The organism is Actinokineospora auranticolor (assembly GCF_041897805.1).
Lineage (GTDB): Bacteria > Actinomycetota > Actinomycetes > Mycobacteriales > Pseudonocardiaceae > Actinokineospora > Actinokineospora auranticolor.
Genome location: NZ_CP154825.1, coordinates 1,962,501 through 1,988,117, shown reverse-complemented (window position 1 = coordinate 1,988,117; position 25,617 = coordinate 1,962,501). Strand labels below are relative to the sequence as shown.

At 69.6% G+C, this 25,617-nt stretch carries 22 protein-coding genes and 1 pseudogene; 5 read left to right on the top strand and 18 right to left on the bottom strand.

Translation table 11 applies throughout. The features are described from left to right. Position 1: 1 nt before the first annotated feature. The 17 genes and pseudogenes from aroQ to V5P93_RS09335 form a co-directional block, all read right to left on the bottom strand. The gene (gene aroQ / locus V5P93_RS09415) at positions 2-433 is read right to left on the bottom strand and encodes a type II 3-dehydroquinate dehydratase (protein ID WP_104482308.1); all 432 of its coding nucleotides are present in this window, start codon (positions 431-433) and stop codon (positions 2-4) included. Further along, entirely contained in the window at positions 430-1,539 is a 1,110-nt protein-coding gene (gene aroB / locus V5P93_RS09410) for a 3-dehydroquinate synthase (RefSeq protein WP_104482309.1), read from the bottom strand. Before aroB ends, aroQ begins: the two co-directional genes overlap by 4 nt. Positions 1,540-1,561: 22 nt before the next feature. Beyond that, positions 1,562-2,098, bottom strand: a complete 537-nt coding sequence (locus tag V5P93_RS09405) for a shikimate kinase (protein ID WP_181043810.1) — start codon at positions 2,096-2,098, stop codon at positions 1,562-1,564. Then, the gene (gene aroC / locus V5P93_RS09400; RefSeq protein WP_104482311.1) at positions 2,095-3,285 is read right to left on the bottom strand and encodes a chorismate synthase; all 1,191 of its coding nucleotides are present in this window, start codon (positions 3,283-3,285) and stop codon (positions 2,095-2,097) included. The genes V5P93_RS09405 and aroC overlap by 4 nt, the downstream gene beginning before the upstream one ends. A 1,019-nt stretch (positions 3,286-4,304) precedes the next feature. Then, positions 4,305-5,182 (bottom strand): annotated as a pseudogene (locus V5P93_RS09395) (IS5 family transposase). Positions 5,183-5,553: 371 nt separating this feature from the next. Next, on the bottom strand, positions 5,554-6,189 hold the full coding sequence (locus V5P93_RS09390; protein WP_181043812.1) for a prepilin peptidase: 636 nt from the start codon (positions 6,187-6,189) through the stop codon (positions 5,554-5,556). Between the two features lie 533 nt (positions 6,190-6,722). Beyond that, complete coding sequence (locus V5P93_RS09385) at positions 6,723-7,565, bottom strand: shikimate dehydrogenase (RefSeq protein ID WP_104482314.1); 843 nt, start codon at positions 7,563-7,565, stop codon at positions 6,723-6,725. Continuing rightward, positions 7,555-8,736 (bottom strand): endolytic transglycosylase MltG, encoded by a 1,182-nt coding sequence (mltG, locus tag V5P93_RS09380; RefSeq protein WP_104482315.1) that lies wholly within the window; start codon positions 8,734-8,736, stop codon positions 7,555-7,557. Before mltG ends, V5P93_RS09385 begins: the two co-directional genes overlap by 11 nt. Continuing rightward, entirely contained in the window at positions 8,736-9,227 is a 492-nt protein-coding gene (gene ruvX, locus V5P93_RS09375; RefSeq protein WP_104482316.1) for a Holliday junction resolvase RuvX, read from the bottom strand. The genes mltG and ruvX overlap by 1 nt, the downstream gene beginning before the upstream one ends. Beyond that, positions 9,224-11,887 (bottom strand): alanine--tRNA ligase, encoded by a 2,664-nt coding sequence (gene alaS, locus V5P93_RS09370; protein ID WP_104482317.1) that lies wholly within the window; start codon positions 11,885-11,887, stop codon positions 9,224-9,226. Before alaS ends, ruvX begins: the two co-directional genes overlap by 4 nt. A gap of 59 nt (positions 11,888-11,946) precedes the next feature. After that, on the bottom strand, positions 11,947-12,225 hold the full coding sequence (locus V5P93_RS09365) for a hypothetical protein (RefSeq protein ID WP_104482318.1): 279 nt from the start codon (positions 12,223-12,225) through the stop codon (positions 11,947-11,949). Then, entirely contained in the window at positions 12,222-12,641 is a 420-nt protein-coding gene (locus V5P93_RS09360) for a DUF948 domain-containing protein (protein WP_104482319.1), read from the bottom strand. Before V5P93_RS09360 ends, V5P93_RS09365 begins: the two co-directional genes overlap by 4 nt. Positions 12,642-12,743: 102 nt before the next feature. Beyond that, entirely contained in the window at positions 12,744-14,087 is a 1,344-nt protein-coding gene (locus V5P93_RS09355; protein WP_104482320.1) for a replication-associated recombination protein A, read from the bottom strand. A gap of 65 nt (positions 14,088-14,152) precedes the next feature. Beyond that, positions 14,153-14,362, bottom strand: coding sequence for a DUF397 domain-containing protein (locus V5P93_RS09350; RefSeq protein WP_104482321.1), 210 nt, complete (start codon positions 14,360-14,362; stop codon positions 14,153-14,155). Continuing rightward, the gene (locus V5P93_RS09345; RefSeq protein ID WP_104482322.1) at positions 14,316-15,230 is read right to left on the bottom strand and encodes a helix-turn-helix transcriptional regulator; all 915 of its coding nucleotides are present in this window, start codon (positions 15,228-15,230) and stop codon (positions 14,316-14,318) included. Before V5P93_RS09345 ends, V5P93_RS09350 begins: the two co-directional genes overlap by 47 nt. 87 nt (positions 15,231-15,317) lie before the next feature. Next, positions 15,318-15,776 (bottom strand): thioesterase family protein, encoded by a 459-nt coding sequence (locus V5P93_RS09340; protein ID WP_181043813.1) that lies wholly within the window; start codon positions 15,774-15,776, stop codon positions 15,318-15,320. After that, the gene (locus V5P93_RS09335) at positions 15,773-17,251 is read right to left on the bottom strand and encodes a GMC family oxidoreductase (protein WP_104482324.1); all 1,479 of its coding nucleotides are present in this window, start codon (positions 17,249-17,251) and stop codon (positions 15,773-15,775) included. Before V5P93_RS09335 ends, V5P93_RS09340 begins: the two co-directional genes overlap by 4 nt. Positions 17,252-17,420: 169 nt before the next feature. On the opposite strand from V5P93_RS09335, the gene V5P93_RS09330 reads away from it, so the two are divergent. The 5 genes from V5P93_RS09330 (at position 17,421) to V5P93_RS09310 (ending at position 22,522) form a co-directional block, all read left to right on the top strand. Then, entirely contained in the window at positions 17,421-18,062 is a 642-nt protein-coding gene (locus V5P93_RS09330; RefSeq protein ID WP_104482325.1) for a TetR/AcrR family transcriptional regulator, read from the top strand. Positions 18,063-18,347: 285 nt separating this feature from the next. Then, positions 18,348-19,457 carry a dimethylsulfone monooxygenase SfnG gene (sfnG, locus tag V5P93_RS09325; protein WP_104482326.1) on the top strand — a complete coding sequence of 370 codons (1,110 nt, stop codon included), beginning with the start codon at positions 18,348-18,350 and terminating at the stop codon, positions 19,455-19,457. A 21-nt stretch (positions 19,458-19,478) separates the two neighbouring features. Then, entirely contained in the window at positions 19,479-20,690 is a 1,212-nt protein-coding gene (locus V5P93_RS09320) for an acyl-CoA dehydrogenase family protein (RefSeq protein ID WP_104482327.1), read from the top strand. Positions 20,691-20,709: 19 nt separating this feature from the next. Beyond that, positions 20,710-21,249, top strand: coding sequence for an NADPH-dependent FMN reductase (gene ssuE / locus V5P93_RS09315; RefSeq protein WP_104482328.1), 540 nt, complete (start codon positions 20,710-20,712; stop codon positions 21,247-21,249). A gap of 172 nt (positions 21,250-21,421) precedes the next feature. Continuing rightward, positions 21,422-22,522, top strand: coding sequence for an alanine--glyoxylate aminotransferase family protein (locus tag V5P93_RS09310; RefSeq protein WP_104482376.1), 1,101 nt, complete (start codon positions 21,422-21,424; stop codon positions 22,520-22,522). Between the two features lie 2,162 nt (positions 22,523-24,684). Here the strand turns inward: V5P93_RS09310 and V5P93_RS09305 are convergent. After that, positions 24,685-25,548, bottom strand: coding sequence for an SGNH/GDSL hydrolase family protein (locus V5P93_RS09305; protein ID WP_219824144.1), 864 nt, complete (start codon positions 25,546-25,548; stop codon positions 24,685-24,687). Between the last annotated feature and the right edge of the window lie 69 nt (positions 25,549-25,617).

Sequence of the window (25,617 nt, the reverse complement as noted above, 5' to 3'; positions counted from 1 at the left end):
CCTATCCCGCGTTCTTGGCCACCCAGCGCAGAGCCAAGTCGTAGCCGTCGACGCCGAGACCGACGATGACGCCCGCGGCGATGGCCGAGATGAAGCTGTGGTGCCGGAACTCCTCGCGCTGGTGGACGTTCGAGATGTGCACCTCCACCAGGGGCGCGGTGAGTTGCGCGGCGGCGTCCCGGACGGCGATCGAGTAGTGCGTCCAGGCACCCGCGTTGAGCACGACGGGGGTGGTGCTGTCGGCGGCCTCGTGCAGCCAGCCGAGCATCTCGCCCTCGTGGTCGGTCTGTCGGACCTCGACCTCCAGCCCCAGCTCGCGACCGGTCTCCTGGCAGAGCTCGACGAGCTGGGCGTAGGTGGTGCTGCCGTAGATGACCGGCTCGCGGCTGCCGAGCCTGCCGAGGTTGGGGCCGTTGAGGACGAGGACCTTCACAGCAGGACACCCCCGGACTGCTTGCCGTCGGCGGCGACGGCGGAGTAGGCGGCGGCCAGCAGCGCCGGGTCGGGCCCTTCGAGCCGGGCAGGCTTGGCGAGCCCGTCGAGGACGACGAAGCGCAGGACGCCGGACTTGGTCTTCTTGTCGCCCAGCATGGTCTCGATGAGCTGCGGCAGGGCGTCGGGGTCGTAGGTGACCGGCAGCCCGATCGAGGTCAGGATCGAGCGGTGCCGGTCGGCGGTGGCGTCATCGAGCCTACCCGCGAGCCGGGCGAGTTCGGCGACGAAGACCATGCCGACGCTCACGGCCGCGCCGTGGCGCCACCGGTAGCGCTCGCGGCGCTCGATGGCGTGGGCGAGGGTGTGGCCGTAGTTGAGCGTTTCGCGCAGGTTGGCCTCGCGCAGGTCGGAGGCCACGACGTCGGCCTTGACCTGGATCTTGCGCCGGATCAGCTCGGGCAGCACCGGACCAGCCGGGTCGAGCGCGGCCTCGGGGTCGGCCTCGATGAGGTCGAGGATGACCGGGTCGCCGATGAAGCCGCCCTTGACCACCTCGGCCATGCCCGCGACGAGCTCGTTGCGGGGCAGGGTGGCGAGGGTGGCGAGGTCGACCAGGACGGCGGAGGGCTCGTGGATGGCCCCGACGAGGTTCTTGCCCGCGTCGGTGTTGATGCCGGTCTTGCCGCCGACCGCCGCGTCGACCATGCCCAGCAGCGTGGTCGGCACGTTGACCAGCCGGATGCCGCGCATCCAGGTGGCGGCCACGAAGCCCGCCAGGTCCGTCACCGCGCCGCCGCCCAGCGCGACGACGGTCCCCTGCCGGTCCATGCCCATGCGGCCGAGCACTTCCCAGCAGAACGCGGCCACCGACAGCGCCTTGCCGTCCTCGGCGTCGGGGATCTCGACGGTGTGCGCGTCGATCCCGGCGCCGGTCAGCTCGTCCCGCGTCGCCTGCGCCGTGGCCGCCAGCGTCGGCGTGTGCACGATGGCCACCTTGGACGAGCCGCGCACCGCCTCGACCAGCTCGTCGAGCAGGCCACGGCCGATCACGACGTCGTACGGCTGTCCGGTAGCGACCCTGATGCGGCTCGGCTGCTCGGTCACGGGGTTCCCTCCGGTGCGGCGGTCACTGGTTCGGCCGCGGTGTCTGGTGTGGCGCGGCCCGGAGGGCGCCGACGATGTGGTCGACGATCTCCTCCGGCGTCGCGGAGTCGGTCGGTACCTCGACGGTCGCGATCTCCCGGTAGAGCGGCAGGCGCGCGTCCAGCAACTCCTTGAAGGTGGCCCGCGGGTTGACCCCGGCGAGCAGCGGCCGCGCCGTGGACAGCCCGGTGCGTCGAACGCCCTCGGCCAGCCCGACGTTGAGGAAGACCACGGTGTGCGCGGCCAGCAGCGCCCGCGTCGAGTCGGCCAGCACTGAGCCGCCGCCGAGCGCGAGCACGCCGTCGTGCTCGGCCAGCGCGGTGGCCACGGCAGCGGCCTCCAAGGCGCGGAACGCGGGTTCGCCGTCCTCGGTGAAGATGTCGGTCACCGGCTTGCCCGCGGTCGCGACGACGTCGGCGTCGGTGTCGCGGAACCCGACACCGAGCGCCGCGGCCAACGCCTCGCCGATGGTCGTCTTCCCCGCCCCCGGCGGGCCGACCACGACCGCGACCGGGCTCACCAGCGGTTCCGCACGGCGTCGAGGTAGCCCTCGACGTTGCGCTTGCTCTCGGCGATGGAGTCGCCGCCGAACTTCTCCAGCGCGGTCTCGGCCAGCACCAGCGCCACCACCGACTCCAGCACCACCCCGGCGCGGGGCACGGCGCAGACGTCCGAGCGCTGGTGGATGGCGACCGCGGGCTCACCGGTCACAACATCCACAGTGGACAGTGCGCGCGGCACCGTGGAGATCGGCTTCATGGCGACCCGAACCCGCAGCGGCTCGCCGTTGGTGATGCCGCCCTCCAGTCCACCCGCGCGGTTGGTCCGCCGGGTGACGCCGGTCAGCGTGCCCTCGGCCCGGTCGATCTCGTCGTGCGCCTGGCTGCCCCACCGCTGGGCGGTGGTGAACCCGTCGCCGATCTCGACGCCCTTCATCGCCTGCACGCCCATCAGCGCCCCGGCCAGCCGCGCGTCGAGCCTGCGGTCCCAGTGCACGTGCGAGCCCAAGCCCGGCGGCAGCCCGTAGGCGATGACCTCGATGACCCCGCCGACCGTGTCACCGGCTTTTTTGACGGCCTCGACCTCGGCGACCATCGCGTCGGTGCCCACCTGCCCGAAGGCCCGCACCGGGCTCTCGTCGATCGCGGCGAGGTCCTCGGGACCGGGGAGCGGTCCTTCCGGGGCCACCGCGCCGCCGATGGAAATCACGTGGCTGATGACCTCGACGCCGAGGAGCTGCCGCAGGAACGCCCGGGCGACGGTGCCCAGCGCGGTCCGACCCGCGGTCTCGCGGGCGCTGGCCCGCTCGAGGACCGGGCGGGCCTCGTCGAAGCCGTACTTCTGCATGCCCGCGAGGTCGGCGTGGCCGGGCCGGGGCCGGGTCAGCGGCTCGTTGCGCCCGAGCTCGGCGAGTTCGGCCGGGTCTACCGGGTCGGGGGACATGACCCGCTCCCACTTGGGCCACTCGGCGTTCTCGATCCGCACCGCGACCGGTCCACCCTGGGTCAGGCCGTGGCGGACCCCGCCGAGGAACTCGACCGCATCCGTCTCGAATCCCATCCGGGGGCTGCGGCCGAAGCCGAGCCTGCGCCTGGCCAACTGGGCGTTGAGGTCGTCGGTCGTGACCTCCACGCCCGCCACCATGCCCTCCAGCACGGCGACCAACGCGGGGCCGTGTGACTCTCCAGCGGTTATCCAACGCAGCACCTCCTGATCCTGTCATGAGGGCACACCTCCCCGGCGCCCGGCGTGACCTTGACGACCTCGACATGTCCGCTCCCCGGACCGGTCCATTCCACTCTCCGAACTTGAGCAGCTCAGCAGACTTGCCACCCCGCGATCCCTCCTTGCCCAGCGACGTCACGACCGCGCCGATGCTCGATCGACGAAGCGATTCCAGGGCACCGGCCTCCGGAAAGCCGGTCGAACCGGTGGTCCCGGCACACCCGGGGTCAGAAGCACCGCCTACCGCGTGCCGGTGCCTGTCTCCAAGGCCCGAGCGCGAGGGTGGCCACAGGTCGACCATGGCGTGGAACGAACCGGGGTCTTGTCGTAGCGGGTGGCGATGGCCCGGTGTTGTGTGAGCAGGTCGATGCCGCATTCCACGGTGTGGTGTTGTTGGTATGTCTCGGTGTCGAACGCGGGCGGGCGCCCACCGGAGGAGCCTTTGTTCTTGCGGTGGGCGGCTTGGTCGCGGGGTTGGGCGATCGTGGCCCTGATGCCCCGTCGGCGCAGGCAGGACCTGTTCGCGAGAGAGGAGCAGGCCTTGACCGCGAGCACCCGACCGGGCCGGGTCCCGGGACGGCCGCCGCCGGAACAGGACACCCGGATGCCCTCGATCACAGCAGTGAACTGCGGGCTGTCACCGCGGCGCCCGGCGGCGAGCAGCAACGACAACGGCGTGCGCCCCTGCTCACACGCCAGGTGCGGCGTGCTGGTCCACCCGCCACGCGCCCTGCCCAGCGCATGACCGTCCGGTTCGCTCCCACCTGCCGGGGTGTCGAGTGGCTCGACCCGCAGAGCCCTCTATTCCTCGCCCCGGGCGCCATGGTCATGGACACGGGTGATCGAGCCCGGACCGTTACCACCACGCCGGTCACGAGGTCTCCGGTGGTACAGGCTCGCTCGGTCGCTTACCCGTCTACCGAAGACCTCTCCACATCCCGGACACCACCACACCCAAGATCCACATCTGAAACACGGCCTAGGTCGTGTCCTGTGGATCTTCATCGGAGGTGAAGGACGATGCAGGCGAGGATCATCTCGGCGCGGTGGTAGGCGGCTCGTTTCGCGTATCTGGTGGCCAGGCCGCGGAATTGTTTGAGGCGGTTGAAACAGCGTTCGACGACGTTGCGGAGCTTGTAGAGGTCGGGGTCGAAGGCCGGTGGTCTGCCACCGGCCGAGCCCTTGGCCTTGCGGCGAGCGATCTGATCGACGCGTTCAGGGATGGTGGCCTTGACCCGCCGCTGCCGTAACGCGGTGCGGGTGCTCGGGTGGGTGTAGGCCTTGTCGGCGATCACCCTCCCGACCCGCACCCGCCGCCCATCGACGTCGATGGTGTGGATATCGCCGAGCAGCGGCAACAGCTGCGGGTTGTCCCCGGCCTGGCCTGGCGTCAGGATCACCGCCAGTGGCAGACCCGCGGCGTCGACCGCCAGGTGGAGCTTGGTGCTCAGTCCGCCTCGGGAACGTCCGAGACATTCCCCGTCGACGGCGAGGTCCTCGATCCAGTCCGCGCAGCCCCCTTTTTCCGGGCACCGGCGGCGTGCTGGTGCGCCCGGACACTGGTGGAATCGACGCTGACCACGAACGCGACGTTGTCCTCCAGCGTTCCGAGGGAGTCGTCTTTGACGATCACGTGCTCCAGGATCCGATCCCAGGTCCCGTCCACGGTCCACTTCCGCAACCGCTCGTGCGCGGTCTTCCACGGCCCATACCGTTCCGGCAGGTCACGCCACGGCGCACCGGTGCGTTCCTTCCACAGGATCGCGTCGATCACCTGCCGGTGACTACGCCACCGGCCACCACGCCGCCCGCTCTGCGCGGGCAACAACGGCGCGATCACCGCCCACGCCTTGTCCGTCAACTCACCACGTCCGACCACACCCCATCATCCACACACGATCACGACAAAGATCCGCAGGACACGGCCTAGCCGCAGCGCCTAGCCTTGGCCTTCGCCTTGAACAGCATCTCGTTGCTGACCTGGCGGACCTTACCCCGAGGCCGTCACTTGCCTCCCGGAACGGGAAGCAAGAGCTCGATCACCCGCCATTGCTCACCGGTCGACTCATGCCCCGCACCCGATAGCAAGCGGCGCGTTTGGCGTGGCTGGTGGACAGGGTCCCGAACTGGTCGAATCTGTTCTTGGAGCGTTCGACCACGTTGCGGTGTCGGCAGGCTCGAACCGAGTGCGTGCCTGTCGCAGGCGAGGCGGATTTTCGTGGACGGGCGCCGCAGGCCGGTCCTAGGCGCTCACAGGTACGCGGGTAAGACCAGCGCGTAGGTCGCGGCGAGTAGACCAGGGCCGTGTGGGATGGATCGGCCCCAGCCCGGGTAGAGGGTGAGCGTGATGATCGCGGCGATGCCGGGGGCGAGGAGCAGCGCCCATGGGCCTGCGGCTCCCAGCATGGCACCGAGGGACAGGGAGAGCTTGACGTCGCCGAAGCCGAGGGCGGAAGGGGACAGGTAGTGGGCCAGTGCGTGGAATCCTGCGAAGGCCAGGCTTCCGATGACGGCGTCGCGGAGCAGGGTGAGACCTGGGCCCGCGATGGCCGCGTAGGTGAGGAGCAGCAGGGCGAGCGGGATCGCGGGGAGGGTCAGGAAGTCGGGCAGTCTGCGGTGGCGGAGGTCGATGGCAGTGAGGGGCACGGCGAGAGTGACGAGCAACAGGACCGGCGGCAACCACCACGACGGGATCAGGTGTGCGCACGCGGCGGTGGCCGACCAGAGAACCACCGCCGGGTACTCACACCAACCGGCAGGCACGGCGGTCTCCGGGTGGAGGCGGGCGGCGAGAACCCTTGTGGCCGCACCGATCGCGAACCCGACGACTCCGCCCAGGAAGACGAGCACCGGTAGCTGAACGGGCAGGACGTTGCCCGCGAGCACCAAGAACAGCGCGACGGGCCAGAACAGGCGAGGACCGGCCCAACGGGCAGATCTCGCCGCCAACGTGCGTCGAAGGAATTCCCGAAGGCGACCGGGACTCCGGCCCGGAGGCGCGGGATGTGGTTGTGGCGCCTGGGGATCGGGTTGAGCGGGACGGAGTGGAAGGTCGCGGAATGGCAGCGGGATACCGCGCGGCCGTGGCACGCGACGACGGAAAGAGGTGGGCACAGCGGGTGACGCGGGGTTGATGGTGTCGGGAGTGGATGCGTTGGGGGCAGGGATGTTTATGGCGGGGCGATTCGGACAGGGAAAGGCCGTCGGAGCGCCTGCGGGTGTGCCCGACCTGGCTACTTGGGCGGGTTGACTTGCGCGACAACAGGTCCTGGAGTCCGAAGTGGAGAGAAGAGGAAGGGTTTTGGGGAGTGGCACTGAGATCTCCTTTGCTCGCTTTCCAGGTTAGGCGAGCAAAGGGGAGGGCGGCAGTCGCTCAATGCGGTGGGGATGGAGTGTTTGACAGGATTGGCGAGGTGTGCTTACAGCGGTAGGTCGTGGAGCGCGCCGGTGGCCTCGCGCAGCGCCGAGCGCATGGCGGCGCGGGGGGCGGGGGCGCCGGTGAAGTGGGTGACCTGGCCGAACGCCTGGTGGAGCAGCATGTCGAGGCCCGTGGCCACCCGGCCGCCCGCCGCCGTCACGGCCTCGGCCAGCGGCGTGGGCCAGGGGTGGTAGATGACGTCCAGCAGGTGCGGGGTTGTGGACAACTCCCGGGCCAGCGGAGCGGTCGCCGCGGGCGGCACGGTGTTGACCAGGACGGAAGAGGCCACGGCGAGACGGGCGAGATCCACGTCCGACAAGCGCAGGACTTCCAGCGGCAAAGCCGACTTCTCCGCGCACTCCACGGCGTCCACGGCCCGCGCCGGATCACGGACCACCACCGTCGCCGACTCGATGCCCAACTCCGCGAACGCTGCCAAGGCAGCGCACGCAGTCCCACCAGCACCCAAGATGACGCCATTAACGCCATCCGCGAACCCCGTGGCCCGTAGTGCGCCAACCACGCCATCGATGTCCGTGCAGTCCGCGAACCACCCGTCCGCACCGCGGACCAGCGTGTTGGCCGCCCCCACCGCCTCCGCGCGCGAGGACACCGAGGAGGCGACCGCCAAGGCCGCGCGCTTGCCGGGCATGGTCACCGACAGCCCCACCCACTCCTCCCCCAGGTCCGCGACGAACCCGGGCAACCGCTGCTCGTCGCACTCGACGCGGTCGTAGGACCACTCCAGGCCGAGCGCGGCGTAGGCGGCGCTGTGCAGGACCGGGGACAGCGAGTGCGCCACGGGCGAGCCGAGGACGGCCGCCCTGCGCCGGTCAGTAGGCATCGTTCTTTTCGGCCAGCGCCACGTTCGCCTGGTGCTCTTCCAACGTGTTCGCGAAGCAGGAGGTGCCGTCCTTCTGGCAGCGGACGAAGAACACCCACGTGCCGTCGACGGGCTTGGCCGCCGCTTCCAGCGCCTCGCGGCTGACCGCGGCGATCGGCGTCGGCGGCAGACCGGTGTTGGCGTAGGTGTTGTACGGGCCCGCCTTCGCGCGGTCCTCCGGCTTGGTCATGATCGAGGGCCGGTCGAGCACGTAGTTGACCGTGGAGTCGTATTCCAGCTTCATGCCCTTGGCGAGCCGGTTGTACGTCACCCGGGAGACCTTGCCGAAGTCGCCGACGATGGCCTCGCGCTGCACCAGCGACCCCATGACCAGCAGCTGGTACGGCGTGAAGCCGGTGGCGTCGGCCAGTGCGGGCATGCCCACGCTCTGCAACCGCGCCGAGGAGTCGGCGACGAGCTTCTTCAGCACTTCCTCCGCGGACGTGCCCGGCTTGACCTCGTAGACGTCCGGCATGATCAGGCCTTCGAGCCTGCGCTTGGGTTCCGGCGAGTTGCTCGCGTCCGGGATGGCCCACTCGGGCACGCCGAGCGCGCTCAGGTTGGCCGTCTCGACCGTCTTGCGCAGGTCCTCGACCGAGACGCAGGTCTGCTTGCCGTTGAGGTTCGCGCAGCTGGCCTTCGAGATGAGGGAGTACACCCCGGGGGTCACCGCGGTGCCGTTGGTGATGTCGTCGAACTGGGTGCCCGCCTTGATCTGCAGGTTGCCCACGCGCGAGGTCGGGTTGACGATGCGGGTGACGGCGTCCTTGCCGGAGATCTTGGTGCGCATGACGTAGTAGCCCGGTTGCACAGAGCGCACGCGGTTGTCGTCCTCCGACGCCGCGACGAACGCGCGGGAGCTGGCGACGACCCCGTCGTCCTTGAGCCGGTTGGCGATGGCACCCGTGCTGTCGCCGCCCTTGACCTCCACCACGATGTCGGTCTCGCCCGCGCCCTGGAAGTCGTCGTAGTCGCCGATGCCGGACAGCTGCCGCCACCCGTACCAGACGCCCCCGCCGATGAGGGCGAGCACGACCAGGCCGAAGACCGCGAGCTTGACCCGCCTGCGGTCCTTGCGCGGCTTGCCGCCTTCTTCCTGCTCCTCGAAGAACCCCAGCTCGTCGTCGGTCATCATTCCGCCTCCGCAGATCGTGCGAGCGCAGCCGACCGGGCGTCGAGCCAGGACTGCAGGATCTCCACAGCCGCGGCCTGATCGACGACGGCGCGTTGGCGCTTGCCGCGGACCCCGCGCGCACTGAGCATCCGCGACGCGGACACCGTGGTCAGCCGCTCGTCGGCGAGCCGCACCGGGATCGGGGTGATCCGGCGGGCCAACTCGGTGGCATAGGCGACGGCACCGTCAGCGGCGGCGCCGTGCCGCGCCGCGAGCGTCCTGGGCAATCCGACCACCACTTCGACCACCTCGTGCTCGGCGACGAGCTCGGTGAGCCGGTCGAGGTCGCTGCCCGACCGCTCGTCGCGGGACAGCGTAACGAGGGGAGTGGCCAAAACGGGAGTCGGATCGCTCACTGCGACCCCGACGCGGACGGAGCCGACGTCCACGGCGAGCCTGCGGCCACGCCCCGGGTCGTCGGCCCCCGGCCGGTCGGGTTTGGCGTTCATGCGCTGGTCAGCGCCTTGCGGAGCGCGGTCACCGCCTCGGCGACACCACCCGGGTTGGCGCCGCCGCCCTGCGCCATGTCCGGCTTGCCGCCGCCGCGTCCTTCGATGGCCGAGACAAAAGAAGGCACGAGTTTGCCCGCGGCGATGCCGTTGTCGCGGGCGGTGGCGGTGGTGGCGACCACGAAAGCCACCTTGTCACCGTCGGTGGAGAACAGCGCCACTACGCCGGAACGCGAACCAAGGCGGTTGCGGACCTCGACGGCCAGCGAGCGCAGGTCGTTGCCGCCCACGCCGTCCGGGACCTGGAGGGCGACGAGAGCGGTCCCGTCGACGTCCTCGGCCTTGTCGGCGAGCGTGCCCGCCGACGACAGCAACTGCCCCGCGCGCAGCTTCTCCAGTTCCTTCTCGGCACCGCGCAGCCGGTCGACCAGGGCCTCGACCCGGGCCGGGACCTCGTCGCCGGGGACCTTGAGCAGCGTGGCGAGGTTCTGCACGAGCGCGCGTTCCTTGGCCAGGTAGCGCATGGCGTCCATGCCGACGTAGGCCTCGAGGCGGCGGCTGCCGGAGCCCACCGACGACTCGCCGATCAAGGTGATCGGGCCGATCTGCGACGAGTGCTCCACGTGCGTGCCACCGCACAGTTCGCGCGACCAGGGGCCGCCGATCTCGACGACGCGGACCGTTTCGTCGTAGGTCTCGCCGAAGAGGGCAACGGCGCCCAACTCCTGCGCACCGCCCATGTCGGTGTAGACGACCTTTACCGGCAGGTCTTTGCGCACAGCGAGGTTGGAGACCTCTTCGATCTCACTACGGGTGTCCGACGACAAGGCACCGGACCACGCGAAGTCGAGCCTCAGGTAGCCGGGCTTGTTGTAAGAGCCGCTCTGCAGCGCGGTGGGGCCGAGAACTTCCCTAAGAGCGGCGTGCACGACGTGGGTGCCCGAGTGGCCCTGTCGGGCGCCGATACGCCACTCCGGGTCGACCAGGGCCTCGACGTTGAGCCCCTCGACGATCTCGCCGCTGCGCACCCGGACCCGGTGGACCCACAGCTTGCGGGCCACCTTCTGCACGTCGAGCACTTCCAGCTCGACACCGGGGCCGGTGATGGTGCCCGCGTCGCTCTCCTGGCCACCGGACTCGGCGTACAGCGGGGTCCGATCGAGGATGACCTCGACGATCTCGCCCTCGGCGGCACGGCGGACCCGGGCGCCTTCGCGCACCAACCCGCGCACGGTGGCCTCGGCGGACAATGTCTCGTAGCCAAGAAACTCCGTGGCCCCCTGGGCGAGGAGGTCGCGGTAGACCGTCTGGTCGCCGTGGCCGGTCTTGCGGGCGGCGGCGTCGGCCTTGGCGCGGGCGCGCTGCTCGGCCATCAGCTCCCGGAAACCCGTCTCGTCGACGGTCAGCCCCTTCTCGGCGGCCATCTCCAGGGTGAGGTCGATCGGGAAGCCGTAGGTGTCGTGCAGCTGGAAGGCCTTGTCGCCGGGCAGCTGCGCGTGCCCCTCGGACTTCAGCTGGTCGGCGGCGAGGTCGAAGATGCGCGACCCGCTGGCCAGGGTGGACAGGAAGGTCTCTTCCTCCTTGCGCATGATCGATTCGATGCGCGGGAAGTCCGAGGCCAGTTCCGGGTACGAGGGCGACATCGTGTCGCGCACTACGGCGGCGAACTCGCCCAAGACGGGCTCGGTTACGCCCAAGAGGCGCACGGAACGCACGATGCGGCGCAGCAGGCGGCGCAGCACGTAACCGCGGGCCTCGTTGCCGGGGGTGACACCGTCGGCGATGAGCATCATGCCGCTGCGCGCGTGGTCGGCGATCACCCGGAAGCGGACGTCGTCGACGTGGCTGCCGGAGCCGTACCGGCGGCCGGACATCTCCTCGGCCTTGCCGATGACCGGGCGGACCAGGTCGGTCTCGTAGACGTTGTCGACACCCTGCAGCAGGGTGGCGACGCGCTCGATGCCCATGCCGGTGTCGATGTTCTTCGTGGGCAGCGAGCCGATCGGCTTGTGCCCGGCCTTGGGGCTGAGCTCGCCGCGCTCGTCCTGCATGAAGACGAGGTTCCAGATCTCGAGGTACCGGTCCTCGTCCGCGACCGGGCCGCCGTCGCGGCCGTGCTCGGGGCCGCGGTCGTAGTAGATCTCCGAGCAGGGGCCACCGGGACCGGGCACACCCATGTCCCAGTAGTTGTCCTTGCCGTCACGGCGCTGGATGCGCTCTTCGGGCAGACCGGCGATCTTGCGCCACAGCTCGAAGGCCTCGTCGTCGTCGTCGTAGACGGTGGCCCACAGGCGGTCGGGGTCGAAGCCGTAGCCGCCGTCGGTGACGCCGTTGGTGATCAGCGACCAGGCGAACTCGATGGCCCCGGCCTTGAAGTAGTCGCCGAAGGAGAAGTTGCCCGCCATCTGGAAGAACGTGTTGTGCCGGGTGGTCTTGCCGACCTCGTCGATGTCCCCGGTGCGCACGCACTTCTGCACGCTCGTGGCCCGGTCGTACGGCGGCGGGGCCTGGCCGAGGAAGTACGGCTTGAACTGCACCATGCCCGCGTTGACGAACAGCAGGTTGGGGTCTTCGAAGATCAGCGACGCGCTGGGCACGAGGGTGTGGCCGTTGCGCGTGAAGTGGTTCAGGAAGCGGCTTGAGATCTCGTGGGTCTGCACTGGGGGTCCTCTGTCGCGAGTGGTCGGTCTGGTGCGGCGCGGCGGACGGCGGGCACGGCTCAGCCGTCCGCCCTGCGCGCTCGCGCGTCGCGGCGGCGGGGACCTGGGGTTACGCCTGACCGGCGCTCCACCGCGTCGGACAGTTCTTCTTCGCGTTCGACCATGCCCGCGCGCACGTCCGCGCCGAAGGCACCGATGGCACCGGCGAGCTCGTGCACGGCGTCACCGAGGTTGCCCGCGATACCGGCGGGGGTGACGGCGTGGGCGGTCCGACGGGCCTTGCGGGACAGGGCGACCCCGGCAGCGACACCGACGCCCAGCCAGAACAGCCGCCTCATGAGCGCCCCCCGCGGCGGACGGCGCGGCGGCGGCCGGACGAGTGCTTGCCCTCGACCCCGGCCTTGGCCTTGCGGCGGGCCCGGATGGCCTTGCTGACGCCGTAGGACAGCGCGGCGGCCTTGACCAGCGGACCGCCGAGGGTGGCGGTGAAGACCGAGGCCAGCGCCGAGACGTTGCCGGTGACGGCCTGGGCGTTGGCGGTGATCCCGTCCACCCGTTCGAGCTGGGTGTTGACGTGGGTCAGGGTCGTGTTCGCGCCGGAGAAGAGCGGGTCGCTGTTCTCGTGGGCCTTGCGGATGGCGATGGTGGCCTCGTCGAGCGTGCGGCCGAGCTTGACCAGCACGATGCCCATCAGCACTACCAGCAGCACGAACGCCCCTGCGGCCACCAGCGCGGCGATCTGCCCTGCTGTCACGGGCCCTCCTCAATAGGCTTGACCGGCGGATTGATCCGCGCCAGGCTACCGCGCGCCCTCCCCGGCCAGTGTGCGTGGTGGCGGCCCGGTCGGGCGAGTCGATTACTCGCCGCGCACCACCCTGCGCAGCTTCGGCACGCGGTCGGCGAGGTTGCGTTCCGCACCGCGCTGGGTGGGCTCGTAGTAGTCGCGTCCGCGCAAGTCGTCCGGCGGGTACTGCTGGGTCAGCACGCCCTCAGGGACGTCGTGGGGGTAGCGGTAGCCGGTGGCGTTGCCGAGCTTCTTGGCGCCCGCGTAGTGGCCGTCGCGCAGGTGGGCGGGTACCAGGCCGGTACCGCCCGCGCGGACGTCGGCGATGGCGGCGTCGACGGCGGTGATGACGGCGTTGGACTTGGGCGCGGTGGCCAGGTGGATGGTGGCCTGGGCCAGCGCGAGCCTGCCCTCGGGCAGGCCGATGAGCTGCACGGCTTGGGCGGCGGCCACGGCGGCCTGCAGGGCGGTGGGGTCGGCGAGGCCGATGTCCTCGCTGGCGTGCACGACGAGGCGGCGGGCGATGAACCGGGGGTCCTCGCCCGCCTCGATCATGCGGGCGAGGTAGTGCAGCGCGGCGTCGACGTCGGAGCCGCGGATGGACTTGATGAAGGCGCTGATGACATCGTAGTGCTGGTCGCCGGAGCGGTCGTACCGGACGGCTGCCTTGTCGACGGTGGCCTCAACCGTGGCTAGGTCGATGTCGCCGTCGCGGGTGGCTGCGGCCGAGTCGGCGGCGGCCTCCAGGGCGGTGAGGGCGCGGCGGGCGTCTCCCCCGGCGAGGCGCACGAGGTGGGCCTCGGCGTCTTCTTGGAGGGTGACCTTGTTGTCGAGGCCGCGTTCGTCGGAGACCGCGCGACGGATGAGCGCTTGAACGTCGGTATCGGTAAGAGGCTGGAGTTGCAGCACAAGAGACCGGGAGAGCAAGGGGGAGACCACGGAGAAGAAGGGGTTCTCGGTGGTGGCGGCGACCAAGAGGACGATCCGGTCCTCTACGGCGCTGAGCAGCGCGTCTTGCTGCGTCCTGGAGAAGCGGTGCACCTCGTCGATGAACAGGACGGTGGACTCACCGGAGTGCGTGAGGCGTCGGCGGGCTTCTTCGATGACCGTGCGGACCTCTTTGACGCCCGCGGATAGGGCGGAGAGGGCGACGAACCGGCGTCCGATGGCCGAGGAGACCAGCGTGGCCAGCGTGGTCTTGCCGGTACCGGGTGGGCCGTAGAGCAGGATCGAGGCCGGTGCCGCGCCTTCGACGAGGCGGCGCAGGGGCGCGCCGGGGCCGAGCAAATGGTCCTGGCCCAGGACCTCGTCGAGCGTGGCAGGCCGCATCCGCACCGCGAGCGGTGTGTTGGCGTGTGCCTTGCGAACGGCCGCGTCGGAGGCGGGGGCGCCGAAAAGGTCGAACTCCTGTTCCACAGTGCTCGACGCTACCTGGTGGTGCGGGCTTGGACCGCCCGCACCACGTCGGTGGCGGCGGGCGCTCAGAGCGGTAGAGCGAACCCGCCACACTTGGTGCCATCGATCAATGTGCGCCAAGAGACCGGCGGTAAGGCCAATGCGCCTCCAGAGCGGTTTTTGGTATCTCGTATCCCAACGGCGGATCGGGTGAGGCGTATCTCCACGCAGTTCTCCTCCGCAGCGGCGCTATGGCTGCTCTTGAACCAGCCCGTGTCCCGAGTCGACGGTGCCATCAACGTTCTCCTTCGCGATTTTCTGGATCAGCCGTCGAGAGTCCTCGCGGCCCAGAGTCAGGTCCCATACGCGGTGGAAGGCGCGAAGCATGCTCGCGGTCTCTTCCTCGCCGTCGTAGTAGGTGGCGGGGCCGGGGACACCTGACGAGTAGCCGACGGGTGTCCCCCGGTCGCCGAAACCGAAGACGAGCAGAGTCCGGCCTCTTACCGGATTTCCGTACACACCCGTGGGTAGCACACGGATGTTGAGAGCCGGGTACTTGTCCATCAGGTTGACCAGGTGCTCCAGTTGCTCATGCATCACCTCTGGAGCCCCCATGTTGGCGCGCAACGCGTCCTCGGTGATGACGAAGCGCATGACGCGGCGGTCGCTCTCCCCCAGAAGCCGGGCTTGCCGGTCCATGCGGAAGAACCAGCGGTCCTCGGCCTGCGCGCCTTCCGGCTCCCACCAGATCCCCTCGGCCTCGGCGAACAGCGCCTGCACGTAGGCCGGGGACTGGAGCACGCCGGGGATGACGCCGCTCTCCACCGAGTTGATCTCGTAGGCGCTGGCCTCGAGGTCGGCGAACCGGCGGTAGGCGTCGGGCAGGTTGTCCACGTGCACCCGCCGCTGCTGGCGCTTGCGGGCCAGCGCCCCCAGTTCGAGGACGGTGTGGCGTTCCTCCCCGCTCGCCCCGTAGCACGCGAGGAGCCTGTCGAGGTCCTCTTGGCTGGCGGTGGCCGTGCCGTCCTCCAACTGCACGATCCGCGACCGGACCTTCCCCACCGCGTCGGCTCCGGCTTGCTGCGGCTTGCCCGCGCGTTCGCGCAAGCGCCGCAGCACCAGACCGAGCTGCCTGCGCTCGAACGTGGCCCGCGCCTGTCCCATCCCCCAACCTCCCAGTCGACCGTGCGTCCAACCACCCGTTCCGGTTTCCGACCGCCCCCAGGCCGGCCGGAAACCGGAACGGGCACATCAGGTGGTCCCGTCCGCCCGCTCGAGGACCGTCAAGTGCGCCGCGCGCCAGCGCGCGGTCCACGGCTCGGGTCGGAAGGTGTCCGGGTCGAGCTTGACCACCGAACGGCTGCCGTGAGCGTGCGACTCGCCGCTCGGACCCACGCAACGGAACCGGTAGCGCAGGCTGGTGGTCCCGATGTGGGTCGCGGAGAGCTCCACCGCCAGCGGTCCGGTGCCGATGAAGGGCAGCTCGAAGTCGATCTCGAAGCGTCGTACGACCTGGAACTGGTCCGGGTTGTCGGCGGTGTCGGCCGCCCAGCGGAACCCGTGCCCGCGCAGGAACGCGGTGGTGGCGCGCTCCACGTGCAGCGCGTACCGGGCGTTGTGCAGGATGCCGAGCGGATCGAGTTCGTCGAAGTGCACGGTGTTGACGTGTCGGAACGGTGTCACGCGCGGGTCGTCCCGCAGGGCGGTCACGCGTGACCCCAGTTCATTCCCACGGCGCGCTCGGCGACCATGAGGACCGGCAGGGTGGTCGTGGCGCGGGAACTCACGGGGAACACCGAGGCATCAATGACCACCAAGTCGGCCACGCCGTGCACGCGGCAGCGCTCGTCGACCACCCCACCGGGGCCCATTCGGCAGGTGCCGACAGGGTGGTTGTAGGTGCCGACCACGGCGCGGACGGCGTCTTCCAGGCCGCTCGCGGCGATGGCGGGTCCAGGCACGAGTTCGGCGACCAGGATCTCGGCCAGCGGCGTGCTCTCGGCCAAGCGCCAGATCACCCGTGCACCGTCGACGACGCGTCTGACGTCTTCGGGATCTCGGTAAACACCGGTGTCGATGACCGGCGGGTCGCCGATCTCGCGTGACCGCAGGCGCACCGAGCCGGTTGACCGCGGCGCGACGAGACCGGCGGTCATGCGGAAGTCGTAGCCCGTGGGGTGGTGCCCTTCTTGTGTCTGGGTGGGAGACGTGGCGACAGCGTGTATGTGGATGTCCGCGTCGGGTTCGGCCGGATCGGTCTTGAGGGTGAGCATGGTGCGCAGCGGCGCTTGCGGTTCATCGTGCTGTTCGGCCGTGGCGGCGTAGACCACTGCCGTTGTGGGGTGTTCCTTGAGGTTCGCGCCTACCGCCGGGTTGTCGACTACTACGTCGATTCCGACGTCCTTCAGGTGCTCGGCAGGGCCGATGCCTGAGCGCATCAGGATGGTCGGTGTGTTGTAAGAGCCTGCGGACAGCACTACCTGTCGTGCGGGGATGACTTCACCCGAGGTGAGCCGCACGCCCGTCGCGCGATTGCCTTGAACGACAACGGAGTGGACTTCCGTACCCGCGCGGATCTCCAGGTTCGGCCGGTCATCGACGTCCGACAGGTACACCAGGGCAGCGTTGTGACGGATGCCATCGACCTGGTTGAGAGGCGTAAGACCCGCTCCGACGGCATATGGGGCGTTGAGGTCGTCCACGAGCGGATAGCCGGTCGTCTCGCAGGCAGCCAAGAAGCGCTCTTGCGAGTCAGTCAGCTCTTTCCTGCTATAGCGCCGGATTGGGGTCTTGCCACGAGCGGGCGGATCGTCTGGGTGGCGTTCGAGGGACTCGTAGGTCGGCAGCACCTTGTGCCACGACCAATCCGGCATCCCCCAGGCGTCGTGGTCGACGGGTCTGCCGCGCAGCGTGACGCAGTAATTCACCGCGGTCGAGCCGCCGATGACCTTGCCGCGCCGGAGCGGGAAGGAAACTCCGTAGTCCAGCGGTTCGCTGGCGTACTCCCAGTCGGCGGTGCGCGGTATGCCGAAGCCGTCGACCAGTTCTTCTGGCCACTGCTCGGCAGCGCCGTAGTAGGGCCCGGCCTCGAGCAGCAGGACCGTGCGCTTCGGATCATCAGCGAGCCGGGAAGCCACTACGCATCCCCCAGCTCCTCCCCCAACGATGACCACATCGTGTGTCATGGACGCACGCTAACACATAAGTGCGATCGATCGTGCGGTTATTTTGGCAGGGTGGATCCGGCGGTTGTACCGGCGGAAATCGACGAAACCGCCGCGTCACCGGTGGTCACGTACCATCTGTCCAGGTCCGGGTGGGCACCCCGGACGCGACTTGCGCTGAGAGTGGCTGATGACCGAGGCACGGGTGGACGGGCGCGTCCAACGCGGGAACCACACGCGCGGGCTCATCCTGGCGCGTGCGGTGGAGATCGCGTCCGTCGAGGGCTTGGCGAGCTTGTCGCTGGGTCGGCTGTCGACCGACCTGCACCTGAGCAAGAGCGGCGTCTTCGGGCTTTTCGGCTCCAAGGAGGAGCTGCAACTGGCCACCATCGACGCCGCCACCAAAATCTACATCGACACGGTCGTCGTCCCGGTCATGGACCTGTCCCCCGGGCTGGCGAAGGTGTGGCGGCTGTGCGTGAGCTGGCTGGACTACTCGCGCGGGCGGGTGTTCCCCGGCGGGTGCTTCTTCTACGCGGTGGCCGCGGAGTTCGACGCCCAGCCCGGGCGGGTGCGCGAGACCATCGTGGCCCTGTCCGCGCGGTGGGCGCGGCTGGTGGAGAAGCTGATCGACCAGGCGCGCGCGGTCGGCGAGATCAAGGAGGAGGTGGAGACCGCGCAGTTGGGCTTCGAATTGGTGGCGTTCATGGAGACGGCCAACGCGTATTCGGTGCTCAACGACGACGTGTCGGTCTACCGCCGCTCGCGTACTGCCATCCGATCCCTACTACGGCACGCCGCGTCCGATCCGGCACTGGTACCGCAGGACTAGCGCGCTCCCCTACCAGCACTATCCGCGCCAAGACAGTCCCAGACCGGCAACTTCCCCGTATCGAGGCATTCCCGAAGCCGCCCCTTCCCACCGGGTGGACGCGCGACGCCCCCGGTTGACCCTCCACGATCTCGGTGTTCGGATAGAGGCGTGTCCACGACCCGGCCAGGCCACCCGCTGACCCGGCGCAGGCACGTCGACTTCGTCCGCGTCTGCAGCCAGGGCTGTCCGCGCTGAACTCTCCCCCACCGACGGTTCCGCCCACGGCCGACCCGGGAGTTCGCCATGCCCGTTCCACCGGATCCACTGAAGTTCGCCTACTGGGTGCCCAATGTCAGCGGCGGTCTCGTCGTCAGCGACATCGAGCAGCGCACCGACTGGTCCTACGACTACAACCGCGAGCTGGCCGTGCTGGCCGAGGAGAACGGCTTCGAGTACGCGCTGAGCCAGGTCCGCTACATGGCCAGCTACGGGGCCGCCTTCCAGCACGAGTCGACCAGCTTCAGCCTCGCGCTGCTGCTGGCCACGCGGCGCCTCAAGGTGATCGCGGCCGTGCACCCCGGCCTGTGGCACCCCGGGGTGCTGGCCAAGCTGATCACCACGGCCGACCACCTCTCCGGCGGGCGTGCCGCGGTGAACGTGGTGTCCGGTTGGTTCAAGGGCGAGTTCACGGCGTTGGGCGAGCCGTGGTTGGAGCACGACGAGCGCTACCGGCGGTCGGAGGAGTTCATCCGCGTGCTGCGCAAGAGCTGGACGGAGGACGACGCCGAGTTCGCGGGCGACTTCTACCGGTTGCGCGGCTACGACCTCAAGCCCAAGCCGACCTCCACCCCGGAGGTCTTCCAAGGCGGCAACTCCACCGCCGCGCGGGCGATGGCGGGCCGGGTGTCCGACTGGTACTTCAGCAACGGCAAGGACTTCGACGGGGTCACCGAGCAGATCGCGGAGGTGAACACCTCGGCTCGGGCGCACGGCCGGACCGTCCGGTTCGGCCTCAACGGGTTCGTGATCGCCCGTGACACCGAGGCGGAGGCCCGGGAGACGCTGCGGGAGATCGTGGCGAAGGCGAACCCCGAGGCGGTGGGAGGGTTCCGGGATGCCGTGCGGCAGGCGGGTAGCTCTACCGGCGACGGTAAGGGCATGTGGGCAGACTCGTCGTTCGATGATCTGGTGCAGTACAACGACGGATTCCGCACCAAGCTGATCGGGACACCGGAACAGATCGCGGAGCGGTTAGTGCGCTACCGCGCTCTTGGCGTCAACCTCGCCCTCTTGGGCTTCCTGCACTACCACGAGGAAATCGAGTATTTCGGCAAAAACGTGCTGCCGATCGTGCGCGCCCTTGAGGCCGACGCCGACCGCAGCGCCGCTTCTCCTGAACCTCTTCGCGCGTGACCCGCCACAGGAAGGCACGAGATGACCACGACCAAGGCCGACTGGGCCCAGTCCTCCCCGACGACCCCTGCCGAGTGGCTGACACGCGCCGCCGAGGTGTCGGCACTGCTCGCCGTCGACGCTGTCGAGCGTGACCGTGAGGGGAAGACACCCCACGCGGAGGTTCGACTGCTCAAGGACTCGGGGTTGGTCACGTTGCTCGGGCCGACTCGGCACGGCGGTGGGGGCCAGGACTGGCCTACCGCGTACCGGGTGGTCCGTGAGGTCGCCAAGGCCGACGGCTCCATCGGGCAACTCCTCGGCTACCACTACCTGTGGTTCTGGGCCGCCCGCCTGGTGGGTACGTCCGAGCAGATCGAGGCGGTGGAGGAGCTGGCGACCACCAACCGGCTCTTCTTTGGTGGCGCGGTCAACCCCCGGGACGCGGATGTGACTATCCGCGACGAGGGAGACACCATCGTCTACAACGGGCACAAGTCGTTCTCCACCGGCAGCAAGGTCTCGGACCTCACGGTGCTCGAAGGCGTGTTGGAAGGCACCGACAAGCACATCTTCGCCATCGTGCCATCGGACATCGATGGCCTGACCTTCCACGATGACTGGGACAACATCGGGCAGCGGCTCACGGAGTCGGGCGGTGTGACCATTTCCGACGTGCGCGTGCCGTGGGCGTCGGCGGCCGGGTACGTGGATAAGGAGTTCACGCCACGGGTCTACAACACGCTCAACGTGCCGACGATCCAGTTGGTGTTCGTCAACTTCTACCTCGGCATCGCGCGCGGCGCGTTGGAGACCGCGCGGACCTACACCGCGCAGAAGTCGCGCTCTTGGCTGCACGGCGGCCACGAACGCGCGGTGGACGAACCGTACGTGCTCGACATCTATGGCGACTTCACCGCCAAGCTGTGGGCGGTGGAGGCGTTGGCGGACCAGGTCGCGCAAGAGGGCCTGGCCATCCACCAGAGCCCCGACTTGGTGACCGAGCGCGAGCGCGGCGTGCACGAGGTGCGGGTCGCGGCGGTTAAGGCGCGGGCGACCGAGGTGGCGTTGGAGGTCACCGCAGGCGTGTTCGAGGTGACCGGCGCGCGGTCCACGGCGGCGCGCGAAGGGCTCGACCGGTTCTGGCGCAACGTGCGCACGCATACGCTACACGACCCGGTGGCCTACAAGCGGCGGGAGGTCGGGGTGTTCGTGCTGCGCGACGAGGTCCCCGAGCCCACCTGGTACTCCTGATCAACCCTGGAGGTTCTCCGTGTCCTCGATCGTCGTACTCTCCGGCAGCCCGTCGGCGAAGTCCCGGACGGCCGCGCTGGCCGAACACCTCGCCGACCGGCTCCGCCGCCACGGCCACTCCGTGCGGCTGGTCCGCGTGCGCGACCTGCCACCCCAGGCGCTCCTGCACGCCGACGTGGCGGACCCGGCGATCGTGGACGTGGTCACCGCGATCGAATCCGCAGACGGGGTCGTAGTGGCTTCGCCGGTGTACAAGGCTGCCTACAGCGGGCTCTTGAAGACCCTCTTGGACCTCTTACCGCAGTTCGCGTTGGCGGGTAAGACGGTGTTGCCGGTGCTCACCGGTGGCAGCCCTGCGCATGTACTTGCGCTGGACTACGCGCTGCGGCCGGTGCTGACCTCGCTCGGAGCGCACCACGTGGTGCCGGGGTGGTTCGTGTTGGACAAGCACATCGAGGTGGGTCCGACGGGCGTTGTGGTGCACCCGGACTCGGAGACACCACTGCTGTCCGTTGTGGACACGTTCTCGGGGGTGCTGCGGGTACCGTTGGCGAGTTGACCCTTCCACCGCAGTTCATCGGTAGCCGTTGGGCCCGACGGTCGGTTGGCGGATCCGTTGACCGGCGTCGGGCCCAAGCGCTCTCATGAGCGGCTGGTGTTCCGCAAGTCACTCGTTCGGGGCTGTGGACAACTTCGAGCGGCCCCGGCGGCCGCTCCGTAAAGTCATCGACATGCCACTTCTCGATCGCACCCTGCTGGGCCCCGGACCGTCCAACCCCTACCCGGAGGCCACCGCCGCGCTGTCCGCTCCCCTGCTCGGCCACCTCGACCCGGAGTTCCTGCGCGTGCTCGACGAGACCTGCGCGCGGCTGCGGCGCGCGTGGGGCACGGAGAACGCGCGCACGCTGCCGCTGTCCGGCACGGGGTCGATCGGCATGGAGGCGGCGTTCGCCAACTTCGCGCGCCCGGGCGACGTGGTCGTCGTCGGGGTGAACGGGCTCTTCGGCGAGCGCATGGTCGAGGTGGCGGGCCGCTACGGGGCCGAGGTCGTGCGCGTCGACCACGACTGGGGCACACCGGTCGACACCGAGCGGGTGCTGGCCGCGCACCCGGAGCCGTCGATGGTGGCCGCGGTGCACGCCGAGACTTCAACCGGGGTGCGCAGCGACATCCGGGAACTGGCGCTGGCGGTGCACAAGCGCGACGAGCGGGCTCTTGTGCTGGCGGACTGCGTGACCTCGCTGGCGGGCATCGAGGTAGCGATCGACGCGTGGGACGTCGACATCGCGTACTCGGGCACGCAGAAGTGCCTCGGCGTGGCACCGGGCCTCGCCCCGTTCACGGTGTCACCGCGCGCGTGGGACCGGCGGGTGCCGCGCCCGCCGACCTGGTACCTCGACCTCAACCTGATCGGCGCCTACGTCGACGGCTCCAGCGGCGGGCGCACCTACCACCACACGGCACCGGTCGCGATGATCACCTCCCTGCACGCCGCCCTGGGCCGGATCCTGGACGAGGGCCTGGAAGCGGTGTGGGAGCGCCACCAGGCAGCGGGCGCGCGGCTGCACGAGGGCCTGGCCGAGCTGGGCCTGTCCCTGTTCGCCGCGGAGGGCTATCGGCTTCCGGAACTGACGACCGTGCGGGTTCCGGAAGGGGTGGACTCGGCGAAGACCCGGGAAGCGCTGCTGACCGAGTACGGAATCGAGATCGGCGCGGGAGTCGGCGCCTTCGCGAGTTCGGTCTGGCGAATCGGGCTCATGGGCCACAACGCCCGCCCCGACCGGGTCGAGTTAGTACTCGGCGCGCTGGGACGGGTGCTGGGGAGGAGGTGACGCCTTTGATGCCGAAGAAGTCGGGCGACGTCCGGAAGAGAGGTGAGTAGCGGGTTCGCCGAGGCTTGATGACGACTCCGACCGCAGAGCTCCTACCGCGCGGATATTGATTGCGGCAATGGTGGGGAACCGAGGCTTCCAGCTATCCCGCACCTGACCGCAACGCTCTCCTTGCCGGAAGGGGCCCGCGAGCCGGAACGCGTCACACCCGCACGCGGAACTCGTCCACCCTCAGTGCACCGCGCCATCGTCCTCGGCCAGCAAGGTGACCACCCGTGCCGCTACACCAGGCACGCGCCGCACCGGCAAGTCAGGGGCGGCAGGACTCCCGCTGGGTTGTGGGGCTGCGGTAGGGAGTCCGGTTGTGGCTGCGGCCAGGCTGTGGCAGGGAGTCCGATCTCCGGCTCGGGCTCCGGCTTCGGCTCCGGTCGCGGCACCAACCACCGCGGGAACTCCGGATCAAGCCGCGGCTGGGGCCACGGCGCTGGCTGCGGCCGGGCCCCTGCTTCAGCCCCACTCGACAAGGCTGCGGCTACGGGCGGGGAGCCTTGGCCCGGATCAAGCTACGGCTAGAGCCGCGGTCCCGGCTGCGTCGAGGAGTCCTGTTGTCACTCCGCTCGACGAAGGCGGGACCCTGGCGGGGAAGGCAAGTCCGGACCAAGCCTCGGCTGGAGCCACGGCATCGGGTGCGGCCAGGAACCCTGCATAAGCTCCGCTCGACGAGGCCAAGACCATGGCCGGAAGCCTGAATCCGAACCAAAGCGCAGCTGGAGCCACGGCGCTGGCTGCGGTCGGGCCCCTGCTTCAGCCCCACTCGACGAGGCTGCGGCTACGACCGGGAGCCTCGTCCCAGCTCCGGCCACGGTCCCGGCTATGTCCAGGAACCCTGCCGCAATTCCACCCGACGAAGCCGAGATCATCGCCGATGGCCGAGTCCGGACCAAGCCACAGCTGGAGCCACGGCGCTGGCTGCCTCCAGGAGCCGTGCATAGGCTCCACTGATGAGGCTGCGACTGCGGCCGGGAGCCTTGGTCAGGTCAAGCCACGGTCCCGGCCGCCTCGAGGAGCCTTGCTTTCAGCCCCACTCGGCGAGGCTGCGGCTACGGCTGAGCGACCGGGTCCGGACCTGGTCGCACCTGGAGCTGCGGCGCTGGCTGCCTTCAGGAAACGTGCACAAGCTCCGCTCGACGAGGCCGAGACGACGGCCGGAAGCCTGAATCCGGACCAAGCCGCCGCTGGAGCCATAGTGCTGGCTGCCTATGGGAACTCTGCTCCAGCCCCACTCGACGAGGCTGCGGCTACGGCCGGGAGCCTTGGCCCAGATCAAGCCACGGGTGAAGTCACGATCCCGGCTGCGACCGGGAACCTCACTCCAGCCCTACTCGACGAGGCCAAGGCCATCGCCGAGAGCATGAGCCCGGACCAAGCCACGGCTAGAGCCGCGACGCCGGCTGCCTCCAAGAGCTCTGCTTCAGCTCTACTCGACGAGGCCGCGGCCATGGGCGGGGAGCCTTGGTCAGATCGAGCCACGGCTAGGGCCGTGGTCCCGGCTGCGTCGAGGAGCCCTGCTTGACTCCGCTCGACGGGGCCGAGCCCTGGCAGGGAACGCAACCACAACTAGAGCCACGGCGGTGGTGAGGCGGCGTCCAAGAGCCCTGCACAAGTTCCATTCAACGGGGCCAACACCATGGCCGGAAGCCTGAATCCGGACCAAGCCACGGCTGGAGCCACGGTCCGACTCCTTCCAGGAGCCTTGTTTAGCTCCACCCGACTGGGCCAAGTCCATCGCCGAGAGCCCGAGTCTGGACCAAGCCAGGCTGGAGCTGCGATCCCGGCTGTGGCCGGGAACCCCGCTCCAGCACCATTCCACGGGGCCGAGGTATGGCTTGGGAGGCCGGGTTCCGATCAAGTCGGCCTCACCTGTCATCGACAGGCTTCTCGCACGTTCTCTTGATGTCTCCACCGATCGCGGCCGTCGACTGGCGGCTCAAGGTTCAACGCCGCGGTCGGTGCGGGAAAGCCGAAGTGGGGTCGTCCGCGCTGTCGTCCGGGTTCTGGCCCGTGCCTCGAGTGCGCGGCGACGAATCCAGGTCTGGTGCCGCCAGAGCCGGCCGCCGTGGGAAGCGGTGGTACGGGCTGAGGTGTTGGCCTGGTCGGGTGGGTCAGGTGGTTTTCAGGTCGGGGGTTTCGGGGGTGAGAAGGTCGGCGGCGGATGGTGCGGTTTGGGGGTTCAGGCGGTCGCGGCGGGCTTGGAGCATGATCGAGATCGCGTAGGGGACGAGGTCCTGGCCTCGGCGCCAGAGCCAGGGGATGCCCTTGATGATGAGCCACGCCACGTGGGCCAGGGGGCCTGCCTGGAGGCCGCCCTCGCAAGTGAGGCTGACCGGTGTGGGGATCGCGCATCCCTTGTGGGCCAGGATTTCCGCGAATCCCTTGGCCAGCATCCGGTGGCCCAGTTCCGACGGGTGCAGGCGGTCGACGCTCCACGTCGTCGTCTGGTAGGCGCCGGGGAGGGTGTCCAGGTTCAGGTAGGGGGCGCCGGTTTCGGCGGACACCGCATCGATCACGGCGTTGAGGCGGTCGATGCGGTCGCGGAGGGCCCTGCGGAGGGACTCCGGCATGCGGAAGACCTTGCCGTGGTCGTGGTAGCGCACCAGCACGACCACGGTGCCCGCGGCGTGCAGGCTGTTCACGGTGTGCGTCAGGTCCGCGCGCATCGCCGACGGGTCGAAGTCCGAGCGGAGGGTGTCGTTCATCCCCGCGATCAGGATGGCGGCGTCCGGTTGGGTGTTGAGCACCTCGGGTAACTGGGTGCCCCGGACGTCGGCGAGGCGGGCGCCGGGCGCCGACACGTTGCGCACGGCGGCGCCCAGGGCGGCGCCGAGCAGCGGGCCGACGCCGCGCCAGCCGCCGCCCGGGAGGGGGTCGCCGAGGCCCACCGACGTGGAGTCGCCGAGGACTGCCAGGGTGCGGGCGGTCCACGTCGGATGCTCGACAGCGTTGCGTTCGAATCCCACCGCGGTCACGGGCTCAACCTTGCGGCGCACAGGCTCACCGGCGGTGAGGACCCGGTGTCCGCACGGGGACGGACCGGA

Excerpts from the sequence above, each read along its gene's own strand:
- V5P93_RS09385 (WP_104482314.1), bottom strand. The coding sequence starts at position 7,565 with ATGCCTACTGACCGGCGCAGGGCGGCCGTCCTCGGCTCGCCCGTGGCG.
- mltG (WP_104482315.1), bottom strand. The coding sequence starts at position 8,736 with ATGACCGACGACGAGCTGGGGTTCTTCGAGGAGCAGGAAGAAGGCGGC.
- ruvX (WP_104482316.1), bottom strand. The coding sequence starts at position 9,227 with ATGAACGCCAAACCCGACCGGCCGGGGGCCGACGACCCGGGGCGTGGC.
- V5P93_RS09365 (WP_104482318.1), bottom strand. The coding sequence starts at position 12,225 with ATGAGGCGGCTGTTCTGGCTGGGCGTCGGTGTCGCTGCCGGGGTCGCC.
- V5P93_RS09350 (WP_104482321.1), bottom strand. The coding sequence starts at position 14,362 with ATGGCACCGTCGACTCGGGACACGGGCTGGTTCAAGAGCAGCCATAGC.
- V5P93_RS09345 (WP_104482322.1), bottom strand. The coding sequence starts at position 15,230 with ATGGGACAGGCGCGGGCCACGTTCGAGCGCAGGCAGCTCGGTCTGGTG.
- V5P93_RS09335 (WP_104482324.1), bottom strand. The coding sequence starts at position 17,251 with ATGACACACGATGTGGTCATCGTTGGGGGAGGAGCTGGGGGATGCGTA.
- V5P93_RS09330 (WP_104482325.1), top strand. The coding sequence starts at position 17,421 with ATGACCGAGGCACGGGTGGACGGGCGCGTCCAACGCGGGAACCACACG.
- sfnG (WP_104482326.1), top strand. The coding sequence starts at position 18,348 with ATGCCCGTTCCACCGGATCCACTGAAGTTCGCCTACTGGGTGCCCAAT.
- V5P93_RS09320 (WP_104482327.1), top strand. The coding sequence starts at position 19,479 with ATGACCACGACCAAGGCCGACTGGGCCCAGTCCTCCCCGACGACCCCT.
- V5P93_RS09310 (WP_104482376.1), top strand. The coding sequence starts at position 21,422 with ATGCCACTTCTCGATCGCACCCTGCTGGGCCCCGGACCGTCCAACCCC.